General features: G+C 43.5%; 12 protein-coding genes. 3 read left to right on the forward strand and 9 right to left on the reverse strand.

Translation table 11 applies throughout. The features are described from left to right. Positions 1-3 precede the first annotated feature (3 nt). From BT127_RS06310 to BT127_RS06350, 9 genes are all read right to left on the reverse strand, one after another. The gene (locus tag BT127_RS06310; RefSeq protein WP_075424180.1) at positions 4-1,974 is read right to left on the reverse strand and encodes a hypothetical protein; all 1,971 of its coding nucleotides are present in this window, start codon (positions 1,972-1,974) and stop codon (positions 4-6) included. Then, a complete protein-coding gene (locus BT127_RS06315) occupies positions 1,975-4,359 on the reverse strand; it encodes a VirB4-like conjugal transfer ATPase, CD1110 family (RefSeq protein WP_082334920.1) in 2,385 nt (794 codons plus the stop codon). It lies immediately after the preceding gene. A 144-nt stretch (positions 4,360-4,503) separates the two neighbouring features. Further along, a complete protein-coding gene (locus BT127_RS06320; RefSeq protein WP_075424181.1) occupies positions 4,504-4,908 on the reverse strand; it encodes a PrgI family protein in 405 nt (134 codons plus the stop codon). Positions 4,909-4,920: 12 nt separating this feature from the next. Continuing rightward, positions 4,921-5,709 (reverse strand): hypothetical protein, encoded by a 789-nt coding sequence (locus BT127_RS06325; RefSeq protein ID WP_318257179.1) that lies wholly within the window; start codon positions 5,707-5,709, stop codon positions 4,921-4,923. A 67-nt stretch (positions 5,710-5,776) separates the two neighbouring features. Continuing rightward, positions 5,777-6,199, reverse strand: a complete 423-nt coding sequence (locus tag BT127_RS06330) for a hypothetical protein (protein ID WP_075424183.1) — start codon at positions 6,197-6,199, stop codon at positions 5,777-5,779. 21 nt (positions 6,200-6,220) lie between these two features. Beyond that, positions 6,221-8,461 (reverse strand): VirD4-like conjugal transfer protein, CD1115 family, encoded by a 2,241-nt coding sequence (locus BT127_RS06335; RefSeq protein ID WP_082334921.1) that lies wholly within the window; start codon positions 8,459-8,461, stop codon positions 6,221-6,223. Then, positions 8,458-9,831 (reverse strand): DUF3801 domain-containing protein, encoded by a 1,374-nt coding sequence (locus BT127_RS06340; RefSeq protein ID WP_075424184.1) that lies wholly within the window; start codon positions 9,829-9,831, stop codon positions 8,458-8,460. The genes BT127_RS06335 and BT127_RS06340 overlap by 4 nt, the downstream gene beginning before the upstream one ends. A gap of 150 nt (positions 9,832-9,981) precedes the next feature. Beyond that, positions 9,982-10,497, reverse strand: a complete 516-nt coding sequence (locus BT127_RS06345) for an RNA polymerase sigma factor (RefSeq protein WP_175541925.1) — start codon at positions 10,495-10,497, stop codon at positions 9,982-9,984. A 323-nt stretch (positions 10,498-10,820) separates the two neighbouring features. Then, complete coding sequence (locus BT127_RS06350; RefSeq protein ID WP_075424186.1) at positions 10,821-13,886, reverse strand: tetratricopeptide repeat protein; 3,066 nt, start codon at positions 13,884-13,886, stop codon at positions 10,821-10,823. Positions 13,887-14,406: 520 nt separating this feature from the next. Between BT127_RS06350 and BT127_RS06360 the strand changes: the two genes are divergently transcribed. The 3 genes from BT127_RS06360 to BT127_RS06370 all read left to right on the forward strand — a co-directional run bounded on the left by BT127_RS06360 (position 14,407) and on the right by BT127_RS06370 (position 17,183). After that, on the forward strand, positions 14,407-15,387 hold the full coding sequence (locus BT127_RS06360; RefSeq protein ID WP_075424188.1) for a tyrosine-type recombinase/integrase: 981 nt from the start codon (positions 14,407-14,409) through the stop codon (positions 15,385-15,387). Between the two features lie 126 nt (positions 15,388-15,513). Further along, positions 15,514-16,182 carry a ParA family protein gene (locus tag BT127_RS16240; RefSeq protein WP_082334922.1) on the forward strand — a complete coding sequence of 223 codons (669 nt, stop codon included), beginning with the start codon at positions 15,514-15,516 and terminating at the stop codon, positions 16,180-16,182. Beyond that, complete coding sequence (locus BT127_RS06370; protein WP_075424189.1) at positions 16,179-17,183, forward strand: ParB/RepB/Spo0J family partition protein; 1,005 nt, start codon at positions 16,179-16,181, stop codon at positions 17,181-17,183. The genes BT127_RS16240 and BT127_RS06370 overlap by 4 nt, the downstream gene beginning before the upstream one ends. Positions 17,184-17,248 lie beyond the last annotated feature (65 nt).

A 17,248-nucleotide genomic window follows, 5' to 3' on the forward strand; every position in this document is an offset into this window, starting at 1 on the left:
ATGTCAGCCTCCCATCGCTCTGATCTGATCGCAGTATACCTGATATATCTGCTTTTCATCTTCGGAAAATCCTGCATTCGTCATTACCTGTGATTCATCCAGATTTTTGACCTGACCGCACAGATAACAATGATTCGGATTACTGCAATAGATCGTATCGACCGTCAGGTAAAATTCATCCCAGTTGATACTGCCGTATGCGTCTGCGCCTATACAATATGTCATAGACCAGTTTCCGCCGCCTACATTTGCCCAGCCATCTCCTGTAATGGAACCGCCTCCGTTCATATGGATATCCAGCCTTGTATACATCGCAGAAGCCTCATTATATGTAGTTCCGGACATTGTAACGGAATAGCTGTCCTCAAAGGGATCATAGCTCGTATTTGAAACACGGAAATGTCCGTCAGCCAAGCTCAGGCAGCAATCAGTATCCTTTGCGCAATTTCTGTCGGGGCAGTAACCGTACTCATAGTGATATTCAAGGTTATAGAACTGCTCAACGGCTGTGCGAATTTCATCCTCTGTAAAGTGAAAATCCGCAGAATTTGTATTCTGCACAGTATGGAATTTCTGTGTTGCCAGAACTGCCAGTACAGCATTGTTATCATAGGGCTGTACCGTACTGTTTCCAAAGCGGTTCAGTCCCGTGATCTGTGAGCCGTCATAGCGGTACTCAGGAGAAAGGCTGCTTACGATATTGTTTACCTCTCCCTGTTTTTCAGCTTCTGCGCTCTGTATCTGTGAGATGTATGTACGGATATTGTTCTGTACTGTTGTATCGGAAGTATCTCCGTCCGGGAACATCCATGAAAACAGGCTTGCGATCGCTGAAAGAATGATTGTCAGCAGACCGTTGAGCAGAAATATTACAAGAAATATCAGAAGCGCACCCAGCGCAATGATGCGTCCGGCTTTGGTAGAAAGAACTTTACGGAGCGCATCCGCTGATTTCCTTGCTGTCTGTTTTACCCGCTGTGCATTTTTGCGGATACGCTGCATCTGTGCTCTTGTTTCACGGGGCATATTCTTTACGGTACGCACCGCATTGATCGAATGCCTTGCAGTATTCTGCACGGCTTTTCTTGTATTGTCCGCATACCGAAGCTCAGTCAAGCCCTGCTTGATTGCTTCTGTACCGGTATCTGTCGTAGTCGATTTGTCGATCTTGGTTTTCAGCAGGCTTGTTCCTGCCTGTGATACTGCATTTGCTGCACCGGTTCTGATTCCGCTGCCGATATTGGCAGCGACCTTTCCGGCATCTCTTGCTGTACCAAGCCGTACACCCTGCTTCACCATAGTGTGAATTTTTCCGATACTGCTTGCAGAGGAATGCACCGCTGTTCGGATCATTCCGCCTGCCTGCATCACCGTATCGACTGCGCCTGTTACAGCTTGTTCCGTTTCGATCACGGCAGAGCCGTCACTGTCTGCTTCGGCAACGATATATTTTTTCCTGTGCAGCTTGTTTGCTTCTGACGGTTTCTTGGTTTTTCGGCTTTTATCAGAAATTGAACGGTCATCCACTGTTTCGGGAACGATCTCAATACCGCCGCCGTTGTCAGATATATCATCACTGTCAGCATAATCATCCTGCATGATCGGTTCAGAGCGCATTTCACCCGTATCGGAATCCTTATCATCTTCTTCGGGATCGTCAGGCTCTCTCTGCTTTCTGCCTGCTTTTTTGACAGAGTGGACAGATTCGGTATGCTTCGGTATCGCTCCGGTGTCTGTGTTGGAATCCGAATCCGTATCGTCAGAATCCTCAGTTTCTTCCGCTTCTGTTTTTGCTTTTGCAGGCTTTTCAGGCTCGTCATCCTCATCATCGGAAAGTGTCTGTATGCCGCTTTTTCTGTCTGTTTTCAGTCCGAACTGATTGTCGAAAACCGCTGTATCTACCTGTGTTTCCGGTGTATTGCGTTCAATGTTATTTACCGTAGGCTCACGTTCACGCTCTGTCTGTATTTCCATTTACTTCACTTCCTCTAATTTCGTCGTCATGAGGTCATAAAGCTCATTATGCGGGAATTTATCCTTGAACGGAATAATGGAACCACCGCAGCAGATCAGTCCATGTCCGCTTTCGCTGTTTGTCACGAATGTCAGGAGATTATCCGAGATATTCAGCAGCTTTGCAAGCTGCACACGGTCACTGGTTGCCTGATTCAGCATCAGCACAAAATCCGTATTGGACAGCATGGAACGTGCTGTCTCAGATTTCAGCAGGTCCTCTACATTCTGTGTGATACCTGTCGGTACACCGCCCCATTTTCTCGCTCTCTTATACAGCTCAAAAAGGAAGTTTGCGGAGTATTCATTGGCAAACAGCAAGTAAATTTCATCCATGTATATCCATGTGCGTTTTCCCTTTGCACGGTTCATGGTAATCCTGTTCCAGACATAATCCAGAACGATCAGCATACCCAGCGTTTTGAGCTGCTTGCCGAGGTCTTTGATGTCATAGGAAACGACACGGTTATTGGTATCCACATTCGTCTGATGAGCAAACATATTCAGATTTCCCTTGATATACAGTTCAAACGAGAGCGCCAGTCCCTGCGCTTCTTTTTCCGGCTGTTCTTTCAGCTTCTCATAGAACTCCATTAGCGTCGGTGTCTGCTCCTTGTCAAAGGTCTGCAAATATTCACCGTAGGTCGCAGTCAGGCAGCGGTCAATGATACCACGCTCCTTTGCGGAAAGTCCCTGCTTGCCGACCAGACATTCACAGAAAGACAGAATGAAATCCGACTTCATTGTCAGCGGAGATTCATCATCGGAATAGTCCTTAGACATATCCAGCGGATTGATATGATTGCCGGATGCAGGCGATACATAAATGGTCTCTCCGTGCAGAGCAGTCACAAGGCTTGTGTACTCTCTTTCGGGATCAATGATGATAATATCATCATCGGTAGCGAGGAACACATTGAGCATTTCACGCTTTCCGGCAAAGCTCTTGCCGCTGCCCGGCGAACCGAGTATAAAACCGTTTGGATTTTTCAGATTCAGCCTGTTGAAAAGAATCATGTTATTTGAAAGAGCGTTCAATCCGTAGTACATACCGTTCTTCTGGTTGATCTCCTTTGATGAAAACGGCAGCAGTACAGCCGTGCTTTCCGTTGTTAATGTTCTGCGGATTTTGAGTGTACAGTTGCCGACCGGCAGAACGCTCTGCAAGCCTTTTTCCTGCTGAAATTTCAGCGTTGACAGAGAGCAGATATGCTTTCGCACCACTGCTTCAATGGTCTCGGTGTTTGCATTCAGCTCGTCCATATCCGCCGCCGTGACCATGATGATGATATTATCCAGAAACATTTTCTGATTTTTAGAGCGAAGATCGTCCAGAAGCTCCTCCGCTTCGATCAGACTGTGCTTTAAGTCCTCGTTGATAATATCTGACGTATACCCTGACTGAATTGCCTTTTTCTCAGCCTGCAATTTATTGGCTCTCATAGAGGTAAGCTGATGATTGACGATTTTCAGTGCCTTGTAGGGATCAACAGGCGAAACATTCACCGTTACCATCACATCAAGGTTTGTATTGGAAATATCCGTCAGCAGGCAGTCCTTGAGACTTGCCGGCATATCCTTGATAAACATGGTGCGGGCATATTTATTGCCCCACATGAAGTAATCCTTTTTGAACTCCAGATAATCAGGACAGCAGTATGCCCTGTCAGCCTTGCGCCTGAAATCTTTTGCTGTCAGCTCCGGTATCTCAATATCGACACCACGAAAAATATCTTTCAGAAGGGCTACTCTTTCATTTGCGGTCAATGCCGTGATCGCAGAGCCGATCTTCTTAAAGGCATTCGTTACCTCAATATCAATAGAAGTGAATTTGGCTTTTGCTGCTTCTGCATCAGTCGCCTGAACGGTAACAGTCAGGAACTTGCTGCGGATGATACCGTTCTGTCCCTGTTCCATCTTCTCGACAAGCATCTGATTATATACATCAATGTATCTGTCAAAGCTGTCGCCCTTATGCTTCAAAAGCACCATATCATCAAATTTTGCTTTGTTGACACGATTGTTATACACTGTGATCTGAATATCTGTGCTTGTATCAAAGCAGTTTAAGACAGAGCAGTATCCGAGAAAGATCGCCTCCTGTTCCTCCTGTTTTGCGATACTATAATTGATGTCCTCAAAGCGGTATGTCTTGCTGTAGTGGTTATCGTCAATGCGAATGATCGAATCATCAACAAACTTCTGATACGGCAGCGTTTTCTGTACTGTCTTTGGAACGCTGCGTTTCCTGCGGATTTTCTTCTGCTTTGGCTTCTTGGCATTTTCTTCTTTCAGACGCTGCTCATCCCTTGCCTTAGCCGTTGCAGCCTGATTCTTCCTTTTCATAACATCATCCTTTCCTTATCCGGTCTTACGACGAAACTGCCTGCGGAAAATGACTGCTTCCTTCGGTTTCTGACAACCTCTGCGCTGCATTTTCTGCCAGCAGCGCAGGATACTTGTTCTGTTGTACTTATTCCTTCGTTTCACTTATCTGCCTCCGTTGCGATGAAATAAACCTTTTTTCGGTTTGTAATTCTGCTCGACCTCAAGGAGATATTCGTCCAGCAGATACTGCCGGCGCAGCTCCATAAAGATCGGCTCATATTCATAAATGCGCTTCTGCGGATGAAAATGATATGCGATATATTCAACAGCGAACTGCTCAAAATTCATATCGTTATACCGGAAGAAGCCCGCAAGCATCAGAGGGGCGGCGATAATAACGACCGCCCATGATACAGCCTCCTGCGGCAGAAAACGGTTTCCGAAAATATACAGCGGTACACAGATGAGCAGCGCTGCACCTGCGCAGACGCACTGGCGGAGCGTAAGACCAAAAAACAGCTTTTCCCTGTAGTTCTTGATCTCCTTTGGAATACGGATCTCTATCATCTGACACACCTCCTACGCACCAAGCGCCTGACGAGCCCACTGACCGCTTTTCGCCACACCGAGCGCCAATGAGAGTGTTGTTATTGTAATACCTACTGTGCTTGTACCTCCGAGAAGCTCAACTATCTGTGCAAATGCATAGAACATGACAATTACGACTACGCCTTGCAGACATACAGCCGCATAGCTCTTGATAAATGCCTTTGCAATATCATGCCAGCCTTCACCGGCAAAGGTTGAAAGCGGTATCGGGGAAATGACCGTATATACCACGATCTCGAACAGTCTGCCTATGAGTATCAGGTTAATGATCCAGCAAGCACCCATCAAAATAAGGTAAGTCGGCATTGCTTCCAGATACTTCACCAGATAATTCAGATTCAGAAATCCGGCACTGTCCGGTTTTGTGACCAATGCTTCCGGAGTAAAAGAATCCAGAAATCCGTAATTTGCTTCACCGAGCCTGACGGCGATCTGATTGAATCCGTTATAGATAATTCCCATCAAGCCCCTTGCGTTCTGAACAAGCACCTTTGCAAGAATAAACTTGAAGAACAGCTTGAATACCTGTTCATAGCTCTGGATTTTCAGCAGCATAGCGTCATTGCATAGCTGTATTGCAAAAAACATGGACACCAGCACAAGCGCTACGCCCTCAACAGCAGACATAGCTGTATTTATAACGGTAATACTGCTGTCAAACGGCGATACTGTCAGCGTCTTTATGGCACTGTCGAACGCATAGTTTACCATGTCGATCCAAGTCTGCACCCAGCTTAATATTGTGTCCCAATCGATCATGTGCATCAGCTCCTTTCATTGGATAGGGCATTACCCCTGCCGAAGCAGGGGTTCGCCCGAACATGGATCACTGAGTGAACATATCGTATGCCTTTGCCACAGCGAAAACGATGAAGCCGGATGCAAGGCACATGAGACCTCTTGTCTTACCGTCAGCAGAATCGTCCTTGAAACCGAGTGCAAACTGTACCGCACCGATAAAAGCAACCACGAGACCGATACGGGCAACCCAATCGACGATGAACTGTACGACTGTATTAAAAGTCTCAACACCTTCGCTTCTGCCGCCGTCTGCTGCAAATGCAGTAACACCGCAGCAGGAGAGCATCATAGACATTACCATCAGACCGCAGGAGATCTTGGAAACAGCACGCATAGTCTTGCGCTCACGCTGCTCCACAGTCAGCTTGCTGTTCGGTGTCATGTCCTCACGGATATTGTTGCAGATCTCAGCCTTCTTATTGTTAAAGTATGTAGTAAGCTTTCTCATTTTGTTTTTCCTCCGTTTTCATTAAAAATCGTCGAATCCATCGAGGTAGCTTTCCTCCGATACCTCCGTAAAGGGCGGATGCAGCTCCGGCTTCGCCGTTATCACCTTGTCTGCTTCGTCCAGCCTTGCCGGTTCGCTGCCGCCGCCTTTCGGAGATTTCGGGATATGCTTCCCGGCGATGAATGAATGCGGCTGTGTACCGATATTCTGAATATCCTCCAGAGTGACAGACTGCTCAAATACTGTATCAATTTCGGGGGCATCTTCACGTTTGGGGATCTCAGTTTCAGTTGTTAATGCCGTTTCATTTTCTTCGACCGGTTCTGTATGTAATTCCGCTTCCTCTGTATCATCAGTGACCTCAGCCTTCACCGTTGTTATTTCGCTTAAAAGATAGGCATTCTCCTTGTTTGAGTCCTCTAAAAGCACATAATTCGGATGTTTTTCGATCACATACTTATTACAGAAGAAGGGATAGATACCTCTGACGAACAGGATACATTCATTGTCATTCATGACCTTCAACTCATCAACGGTCATAAGCTCTCGCCCTAAAATGCCATCATTTTCTGATGTAGAGCCGTTTTTGCCCCTTGTCCTGTTCTGTGAGCGAGTGTCAATGGTTTCCTTTCCGAGCGTTTTGGAGATATGCTCCAGTGTAGTCGGCTCCTGACCGCCTAAAAACAGCAGGCTGTCACAGTTGCCGAGAACATTCTCCCAGCTATCCTTATACATTTTTTTGAGCTGGGACAGGTTTTGTATAATGACATTCGCAGATATTTCCATCGAGCGCATGGTCGCTAAAATCTCCTCAAATCGAGGAATCTGACCAAGATTGGCGAACTCATCGAGCAGACAGCGCACATGGATCGGCAGTCTGCCGCCATGCTTGAAGTTTGCACGGTCATAGAGCACATCAAAAAGCTGCGTATACATCATCGCCGCCAAGAAATTGAACGTATCGTCCGAGGACGGGATAATAATAAACATCGCAGTTTTCTCATCACCGAGCATGTCAAGGTGAATGTTGTCACAGCACGTTAAGTCCATGACCTCCGGGATATTGAACGCTTGCAGCCGTACCGCTGTGGAAATGAGAATGGATTTTGCCGTATCACCCGCAGCCTTTTTGAAGTCCTTGTAATATTTCAGGCACATATACTGGCTTGCAGGCTTCGCAGATTTGGCAAGGTCGATCAGGTTCAGCTCCTGCATCTTTTCTGTCTGATTTTCAGCATGGGTATAGGTGTCAGGATGCTCCAGTGCATCGAAGATCAGGTCGAGGTCTGACTGGAAATCGTCAGAGCCTTCCTTGACTTCTGCCTTTTTCAGCAGCTTCATGACTTCTGAGAAATTCTGTTTTTCCTTGCTTTCACATTCCACAAGATAGAAGCAGAGTGCCGCAAGAAGTGCTTTTGTTGAATCGTCCCAGAACTGATCGCCGCCACCGCCGCCTTCCTTCTGCGTATTCTTCATCAGCACATTGACCATCTTAATGACAGCCGTTGCGCTGTAATTCCCGTCCACATCGTAGATGTAGTTGAACGGATTATAGTTGTGGGAATGTGCCATGTCGATCAGGTTGAATACCTTGATCTTGTAGCCGTAGTGCTCCAGCATTTTTCCTGTCGAGCGCAGCAGTTCTCCCTTCGGATCGGTGCAGACATAACTTGTATTTGCCTGCATTAGATTTGGCTTGACATAAAAGCGGGACTTTCCTGATCCGCTGCCGCCGATGACCATGACATTGAGATTCTTTCTCGTCTGACGGGTATTCAGCGACATTTTCACTTCATTTGTCAGAATGATATTATTGTCCCGGACGAATGCGCCTTTCTTCGGTTTGGGCTCATCACGGGGTTTTGCTTCCCCCTTTGCCTTCTTCTGTTTCGGCGGTTTATCCAGTAAGGATCTGATCTCCTTCTGATTTGCCCACCGAGCGCTGCCGTGTTCTTCGCCTTTTCGGTGAAAGCGTTTCTTGCCTGTAATTTTCATCAGTGCATATATTCCGATACCAAACGCTGCGAAAATAGGAAATTTCATTGCATTCCCGCCCGCTTGGACCTGCGACAGTACCAGCTTCGTGTCAGTCATTGTACTGTCAAGACTTCCGGTCAGAACATCAAAATCGACCTTTCCCTCATCGTTTGCAGCGAGGTCAACGCAAGCGCCCAGCGCTGCGGAAATATATACCACCGCCGCCGCCAGTACAGAATAAATGCTGATTGTGATAAAATCGGCTTTTTTGGCTACCCGGCTCATTTGCGAGACCCCCTTTCACGCTTTTTACGTTTCAGGGTATCTCCGGCGCTCTGCATTTTGCGTTTTGCCTGATCGAGCAGATTCCGTGACAAGGATTGCTTCTGTGCTTTTGCAATGATCTTATCCGCCTTTGTCGCCGTCATACCGAAGCTGTCCATGAGCTGCTTTCTGGCAGTGAGCTTATCATCCAGATTAAGACGTACCTCCGTTGAGCCGCCACGAACTGTAAAAGTGTTTTGACTGTCACGCTCAATATGGTATTCCTTGTACTGCACCTGTTTCGGTACTTCTACAAATCCGAGCTTTTCTGCCTTGTTCAGAATTGCAGTAACGACCTCAGCGTCCTCGACCTTCAAATGCTGACGGATATTCCGTTCAGCTTCCTCACGATTCAGAGAATTGCCCGACAGTACAACAAAATTGCCTGAGCCGCTTGTGATCGTCAGTCTCGGTGTTTCTTCATTAGCGAACTTCATCTTTGCAAATGAGAAGGGTTCTGTCAACAGGTTTTCGTTCTCAAGCCTGATATGCGGCTCAAAATAGTCCATCTGCTCCAGTGTCCGTGAACTGCTCAGGTAGTAATCCTTTTGCTGCTTCGTCAGGTTTACTGTCAGCACATTCGCTGCCTGCACTGCCTTTGATTCACTGAAACCGAGCCTCTCTTGCAGCACCCGTTCCAGCTTTGCTTTCGTGCAGAAATTCATGCTAAGCTTCTTGCCCTGCTCGGTGTCCTCAATGACGATCTTCGGTCTGCCACGTTTGTCCTGCAGGGTTGCAATCGAGGTGTGCGAAAGCTCTGTCTGCATCTTCTGAAAATCATCGACAACAGCCTGCAACTGCTTTTCATACGCAGCACCGAAAATACATTTTACGCCGTCCTGCGCTTCCATGAAATTCACCGGAATATCCTGCTTCGCACAAGCCATTTGAAAAGCCTCTACATGGTCTTTTTCGATGGTGATCATGCGCTCTGTCTGCTCAGGTTGTTTCAGTTTGTCTCTAACAATATCCTGCACGATCGCATTGATTGCCTGTTCGTCCTTGACATTAAAAAACACTGAAAGCGTATTATCCTTACCCTGTTCCTGTATCGCCGCTACAGGAATATCCATCTTCTTTGCCTTTTTGAGAAGTACGCCATAATCCTCTTTGGCAAAGGACGGAAGCATGGTCACTTCACCGCCTTCCTTCAATCTCTGGTATGTCACCTCGCCGCTGGACAGTCCCTTTGATTCCTTGCCGGAAGTCAGCTTTGCGCTGCGCTCACGTTCGATAGCGACTTTCAGCATCTCAAAAAATAATTCCGCCGTTTTTGAGACAACTTCAGTCGTAACCGTAACGCCTGCACTTGCTACATCATCTCCGTGCATATTCTGCACCTCCTTCCTGTATGGTCTGGAAGAAGGTTATTACCCCCTTCTCATACATCACTACAAAAAGAGGGCAAAAACGTATGGGGTAAAAGAAATATTCACCGAAGATTGGAGACTTGCACAAATCAAAGCATATTCTGATATCTATTATTCATAATAATCTGCCAGCATCTTCCTGAGCTGAACGAGCGCACGGTCAATGCAGAACCGCACTGCCTTCGGAGTAACATTCTCCAGAAGTGCGATCTCTTCAAGCGATAATCTCTCAAAATAGTACAGCTCACATCTTCTCCGCTGTGACGGCTGCAAGGACCGGAGAGCATGATATAACGCAGCATTTTCAATCTGATGAAAGCAGGTTTCTTCCGCAGATTCCACATAGATGCCTTCCAGAGCAGCGGTTTCATTCTCATCGAAATGGAACGGTACACGATGCCGGTAGTCGCAGATTTCGATCCGCTTCTCCAATCGTTTCGACCGGAGCAATGCGATCAGCACCTCCTTTTCGACCTCGGCGGTCTCGTCCGTAGGGGTATCGAAGTCATAGAAATCCGACAGGTAGATCACATATTTTCCCTCATCGGTTTCGATGAAGCGGGGAGGAATCTCCCTCAGATCTGGCTCCATACGGTAGCAGGGATCGGTATCAGTTCTTCTTTTCATGGTATTGTCCTTTCCGTCTGACTGCCGGAAAGGAAGCACAAAACGGCGACTGAACATCGTTCGATCGTGAAAAGGGCATAGCAATACTGCTATTGCTTTCTTTCCAGCAATCGGACTTTCTCAGTCGCCGTCTTGCTCAAATATTCAATTGTACGTTCTGATGCTGAGATTACTCCCGGCCAGAAGTCACCAAAACGCAAAAAGCACCCATCGTGCAGGTGATACCTTACACGATAGGTGCTTTGGCATCTGCTATCATCATAAGTATCATCATACTATGATTATAGCAGATATTTATTTTCTTGTCAGTGACAAAGCCTGTGTCAGTTTTCAGGCGTAAATGTTTCTAAAGTATGAACATACGCCTTCAATTCCTCATCATCTGGATATTGCTCCGCAGTTTTCAATGCAGCTTGTTTGTATTTGTCTGCCAGATCCATTTCTCCCATCTTGCTGTAAGCAATACAAAGGTCAACCGCTATGTAGCCAATATCTGTTGAACCATTTTTATTCTGTTCGCACAGTCTTGCTGCTTTTACAAAATGCTTTGCTCCTTCCGGATAGTCATTCAGCAAACAATAACAGGTTCCTAACTTATGCTCCATTACACGTTCTAACAAGCTGTCATTTTCTATGAACTGCTCTAATTTCTTTAGGTTGTTGATCGCGTTCTGATAATCCTCCTTCCCCATAAGACACGTTGCGTAATCCAGATATAATTGTGCCAGATTCGGACTATCCTCAGCAAACACCTGCTTTACAAGTGTGATTGCTTTTACATAGTAAATCGCAGCTTCATCATAGCTGTCTGCGTGTTCAAGTATATCAGCAAAGTTTTGATAATCCCGGCATAAGTCAGTAGGAGGATAATTGCTGATTTGTTCGGCTTTCTGAATAATACCTCTATACATATCAACTGATTCCGGCATATGACCTGACTCAGAAAGAATAAGAGCTTTTGTACTGATGCATTGAATCATATGGTAGCTATATTCTCCGTAAAGATTCCGATATATCGAAACTGCCTTTTGACAATACTTTATCGCCTTGTCATACACTTCAATATCTTTACAGAAATTTGCATATTCCAGATAGACATCAGCCAAATCCTGACAGTTCTGATCGAAATTCTTTTCACGGAATTGAATGACCTTCTGAAAGCAACGCTCTCCTTCATCGGCGTATTCATTATATCCCTGATTGACATAACTGCCGCAAAGGGTAGCCATATAGAAGTAAAGCATGATTTTTTCGGAATCTTCTTCATCTATCACATCGGTCTGAATCGCCTTTGTCAGCATTTCATACGCACCGTTCAGGTCTCCATATTCCTTATATATTTCTGCAATACTTGCGTAATCTGTAGCAAGCTCACGGGGCGGGAGATCAGGCAGCTTTAAGTCGATTTCTAAAGCTTGATAATAGTAGTCTAAAGCCTTTCCGGGATTTCCGATGTGATAGTAGTAATTTCCGTATTTATGCCAAAGATACGCCCATTCCAACAAATCCTTTTTCTCAGGATCAATCTCAAGCATATATTTTTTTGCCGTATCATACTGAATCAGTGCGCCCTCAGCATCGTCAATACGCAATAGATACTCCCCATAGTTTTTGTAATCCCGAATGAGAGCCTCCAGATTATCCAAAGTCAGATCTATTTCCAGTACCTTTTCAATCAACTGTCTGCAAATCGGATAGTTGCTTGCATCAAAGCACACATAGAACAGACGCAGCAGAAATGTCGCATCATCTTCATTTCCTAAATGGTCCTCCATAATATCTGCAATAGACCATGAAAACGGAATCAAGTCCAGCTTCGTATATCCCTTACCCCAATTATCTCCGCATTCCAGTTCTTCTGATATTTTGTACATAAAAGGAGATACCGTAACATATAGGACAGCTTTTTGCTGCTCCCGAACCGCTGCTGCAATGACGGAGTGCATCCAATAGATATGTTTTCTTTGATCCATAGAGTGTTCAAGCATACCCACATGAAACAAATGCATCAATATACTGTTCTTTTTGATACCAAACCAATTCTTCGCTTTGTCATAGCTGAACGGCAGGGTAGGAATAACAGATATGTATGTCAGAACCGTTTTATCTGCATCTGTAAACTGAACCAAAGAGAACAGAATGCACATCTGACGGATTATTGTTTCATCATTCTGCATCTTTTCATGCTCACAGGAAACATCCTCATCGCTCAGTTTAAACCCTTTTTCAACGAGCTTGCGATACAGGCTGTACAGGTCTATGCCTTCCAGATACGCAGCTTTGGCAATAAAAACGACCATAATTGTCAGCCGCGCTGTCAAAACAATGATGTCATGCAATGCTTCATCGTTCTTATCCAAGTCATTATAATGATGATAAAACAGCATCCGGCACTGTTCAAATGTCAACGGCTGCAAATCAAATGTGTGTGTGAATCCTCTGAGCGATCTTTGACGGCTTGTAGCAATGATATGGCATGGCAAAGAACTGAGTTGATTCAACCATGCATCATCCTCCGGCTTTTCAATATTATCTATCACAATCAGCAGCCGCTGTCGGTAAGCCTCTGCCATTTGCTTCATCGCAGCCCATGCATCATCTTCATCGCCTTCCATGCTAAATGCTTGTTTGATCGACAGTCGTAAATCATGATTATCGTAGGGAATCCATGCAAGGTACTCGATCTTCGTATCGGTTATTTTAGTATGGTGTATTCTATCCAGTAATGCTTTTATAAGCTCTGTTTTACCCAAACCGCCCACAGCAGATACAAGGATATAGGAATATTCATTGATCTCTTTATATAAGGTATCAAGATCACTTTCTCTGCCGATCAGCGTTTCTACACCGGCGCTTGGATAATCTGTCAGGAAAATCGGGTAATCCGCAGGAGGCGCATCATCATATAACCGCATAAATACAATGTCAATAAATTGATTCGCACCTGTCCGTGTCATGTAATCCGAATAATTCAGACAAACCAATGCTGCTGTGACAGCACGCGAAAGAGTATAGATGCTTTCAAGAGCATTTTCAATAACGAGAGCCTTGACTGTAGAGGGGATATTGTGATCGTTCCTGACAATATCAAGAATTTTACCGACTGTACGCTCATTATCAGAAGTATCCGTAAATACATAAGTTTCAACAGCCTTCCGCAGCAATTCAAAGCCTTCAACGGTGTGAAGACGTTTTGCCGTCTGCACACGAAGGTTACTCTTACCTGATGTGATGCGCCTAATTGAATCTGCATCACTGTTCTCATCAATTGCCTCATCTACCGAACGAAACAGGAGAATATAGAAATCCTCCTTGGTTGTGATACCATGCCTTGGAGCGCTGCATTGATAAAGCAGATTAAATGCTTGGTAAAAATGCTTCTGATTCATATCTACACCTCCGGTTGATTGAAACATTGGTATATCCTAACTATCATCATTATATCACGATATACCAGATGTTTCAAGGGGAATACCGAAAAAGAGAGCCTGAGTATCAAAACAAGATAAAAAATCCTTTGCATACCAGAAAGGTATACAAAGGATTTGTTGCAGATGAATGTTTGGCTTATGATTATGAACCTCTCCATGCAAGCACTATACATTAGACTTCCTCGGAAACTCAAAATCAAGAACGCTCGTTTCCATGATATGATACCATGCTTTCGACACGTTAAATATGGTATATTTTGGAAACGCATTAGTTTCCGAGGAGGTTTATTATATTGGTGTTGTTCTTAAATTATTTTGAAAGCTATGCCTTGCCCGGTCATTTTTCTTAATCTTTACCCTACGAGTATCTCTTTAAGTGGCGGCTTCGACCTTCGGGTTATGAGCCGAAAACTGTTATTCAAATTCCTCCTAATTAATGTTATAATATAATTACAACATTAATTAGGAGGAATACAAAATGGAAAAAAAGATAACTTTAAATGAATGGTTGATGAAGTGGTTTTCACTTTATTCAAAACCAAATATCAAGCATTCTACAGCTGTCAGCTACGAATGCTATATCCGTAAACACATTGTTCCAGTAATTGGTGATGTGTATATGGAAAATATAAATCTTGATGTATTGCAAGAGTTTTTTAATTTTATAAGTACTGAATTATCACCTAAGAGTGTATCCAACATACGAATGATGTTACATTCAGCCTTTAAAATTGCCAATTTAAATGACATTATTAATAAAAATTATATAGAATATGTTACTATTCCTAAAGTAATACGAAAAGAAATGCGAGTATTCACAAGAGCGGAACAAGCCAAATTACTTATTACATTAACCAATACCGATGAGCCCTATGCTTTCGGTATTTTTTTATGCCTTACAACAGGAATCAGAGTTGGTGAATTATGTGCTTTAACTTGGAGTGATATTGATTTTATCAATAGACGATTAATGATCCGAAAGACATTACAGCGTCTAATGACACTTGATAATAACAGCAAAACTAAAACCAAAATTTACATAGATACACCTAAGAGTATTTCTTCAATAAGAGATATTCCTTTGAATGAAGATATAATGACAAGCATAGTTAAGCATCAAGAAAACATGGTTAAACATTTTGGGCAAAACATCCTATCCCCTACCGAATTTATTATAACACATAAGAAAGGATCATCCTCTGAACCTAAAACAATTCAAGGATACTTTAAAAAAGTATTAGAATATTCAGGCATTTCTAAAGCAAATGTTCATGCACTTAGACACACTTTTGCAACAAGAGCTTTAGAAGCTGGTGTAGACTTCAAAACGTTAAGTGTTTTACTCGGTCATTCAGACATAAATGTTACTATGAACCGGTACGCTCATGTACTGGAGGACACGAAAATTGAAGCAATGAAAAATATTACTTCGGTTATTCTTTCTCCATGTGAGAATTGATAGCATCACGGACTGTGGTTGCAAACGCAGCAAGGGCAGTTGAGCCTTCACTGCCCTGTTCCGTGATTATAAATTTATAAGAAGGCTAATAAAACCGCACAAAAATGTGCAGAAAGAAGGCTCATTATGAAGAAAATAGGTATCTACAACAACAAAGGAGGCGTAGCAAAAACTACGTCGATAATCAATCTTGCTTACGCTTTTGCAAAAAGAGGTAAGCGCATTCTTGTGGTTGATTGTGACTGTCAAGAGAACTGCTTTTCATTCTTCTTTTCAGACAAGTCAACAAAAGAAATATTTGATACAGAGTACGATAATATTTCACATACTACTTGGGATAAGTTCAATTCGGTTAAAGAAACAAGCATTATAAATGAGTATGACTACATACTATTTGACTTACCTCCGGCACTTAGTGATGAAGTAAAGCTTATAATTAAATATCTCGATGCAGTATATGTTCCTACTATGCTTGGAGAATTTGAGATACAAGGACTTAAAAAAGTCACTGATGAGATAAATCATCAGGGTACAAAACTCGGCGGTATATTCGTAACGATGTTTCAGGCTAAAAATGATAAGGAACTTATCGAAGATTTCAGAAGGATTCTCCAGAATCGCCTTATGAAATCAGTAATTCCTTATTCAACTACAGTACGTGAATCTCAGAAATCGGGACTGCCGATTGAAGCTTACTTCATTGAAAGAAATGTGCCGAATATCGGTACAGCTTGGAAAATAGTTAATGCATACGAAGCTTTAGCAGATGAGATAATTAAGGAGGTAGAAGCATGAAAAACATGTTTGATAATTTATCAGCTATCGTATCAAATACACTTACCGATAGCATCCAGATGATAGATATAGAAGAACTGCATGAGTCAGCTGATAACTTCTTTGTACTTGAAAATATTGAGTCATTCGCACAGATAATTCTCGGTCAGGGTGGTGTAAAAGATAATCTAATCGTCAGACCGCTTGAAACAGGCGGATATGAAATAATCAGCGGTCATCGCCGCAGAGCTGCGGTACAGTGGCTTATAGACAATGGGGAGAATATATCTCACTTTCTCCCCTGCCTTGTACAGAACTATACTGACGAGGACGATAAAATGCTTGACCTGATACTCATGAACGTATCAGCTCGTCAGCTATCTGATCCAGAGCTTTGGAAAAGCTACGAAACAATTGATAAAATACTTAAAGAAAAGAAAGCCAAAGGTGAATATTTCGGCAGAATAAGAGATGATATAGCAAAACATCTCGGCGTTTCCTCCGCACAAGTAGGAAAAATGCAGAATATTGAGAAAAACGCAATAGAACCTGTTAAGGAAGCCATTGCAAGTGGTAATCTTTCGATAAGTACCGCTAATGAAATTGCAAAGCTTGACAAAGCTGAACAGAGTAGCATTCGTGATCTTAGTAAGATTCAGCCAAAAGATATAAAAAAGAATTCATCAGCTGACACAAATATCAACGATTATAGTGCAAACTCTGACTGTGAAAACAAGTACGTTGATACAAATATCAACGATGATATAAGAATTGATGATGAACCAGAGCTTCAAGCTAAACTTAAAGAAATGGAATTGAAACGCTTAGGTGGAGAAAAAGAAAGTGTTACAAGTAGTACTGATGATAAGTATACTGTTAATGCTATGAAAGGGTATATGATGTTTGCTGCTGAGGAAGCTGCTTTTTCAGTAGAACAGATAAACGCTCTCATGGGCGGAATGATTAAAGCGCTTTCTAACCATGATAAAGCAGAAGCTGAAAATAAATTTCTTTCAAAATAAGGAAAGAACCAAATGAATCGAGATATTCTTTAAAAGTTTTTGAAAGACGAGGAGGATGAATCTAT

The organism is Ruminococcus sp. XPD3002 (genome assembly GCA_900119535.1).
Classification (GTDB): Bacteria; Bacillota; Clostridia; order Oscillospirales; family Ruminococcaceae; genus Ruminococcus; species Ruminococcus flavefaciens_H.

What these genes read in the sequence shown, in the direction of transcription:
- BT127_RS16240 (WP_082334922.1), top strand. Translation starts at nt 15,514, where the DNA reads ATGAAGAAAATAGGTATCTACAACAACAAAGGAGGCGTAGCAAAAACT.
- BT127_RS06350 (WP_075424186.1), bottom strand. Translation starts at nt 13,886, where the DNA reads ATGAATCAGAAGCATTTTTACCAAGCATTTAATCTGCTTTATCAATGC.
- BT127_RS06340 (WP_075424184.1), bottom strand. Translation starts at nt 9,831, where the DNA reads ATGCACGGAGATGATGTAGCAAGTGCAGGCGTTACGGTTACGACTGAA.
- BT127_RS06320 (WP_075424181.1), bottom strand. Translation starts at nt 4,908, where the DNA reads ATGATAGAGATCCGTATTCCAAAGGAGATCAAGAACTACAGGGAAAAG.
- BT127_RS06370 (WP_075424189.1), top strand. Translation starts at nt 16,179, where the DNA reads ATGAAAAACATGTTTGATAATTTATCAGCTATCGTATCAAATACACTT.
- BT127_RS06335 (WP_082334921.1), bottom strand. Translation starts at nt 8,461, where the DNA reads ATGAGCCGGGTAGCCAAAAAAGCCGATTTTATCACAATCAGCATTTAT.
- BT127_RS06310 (WP_075424180.1), bottom strand. Translation starts at nt 1,974, where the DNA reads ATGGAAATACAGACAGAGCGTGAACGTGAGCCTACGGTAAATAACATT.
- BT127_RS06325 (WP_318257179.1), bottom strand. Translation starts at nt 5,709, where the DNA reads ATGATCGATTGGGACACAATATTAAGCTGGGTGCAGACTTGGATCGAC.
- BT127_RS06345 (WP_175541925.1), bottom strand. Translation starts at nt 10,497, where the DNA reads ATGAAAAGAAGAACTGATACCGATCCCTGCTACCGTATGGAGCCAGAT.
- BT127_RS06360 (WP_075424188.1), top strand. Translation starts at nt 14,407, where the DNA reads ATGGAAAAAAAGATAACTTTAAATGAATGGTTGATGAAGTGGTTTTCA.
- BT127_RS06330 (WP_075424183.1), bottom strand. Translation starts at nt 6,199, where the DNA reads ATGAGAAAGCTTACTACATACTTTAACAATAAGAAGGCTGAGATCTGC.
- BT127_RS06315 (WP_082334920.1), bottom strand. Translation starts at nt 4,359, where the DNA reads ATGAAAAGGAAGAATCAGGCTGCAACGGCTAAGGCAAGGGATGAGCAG.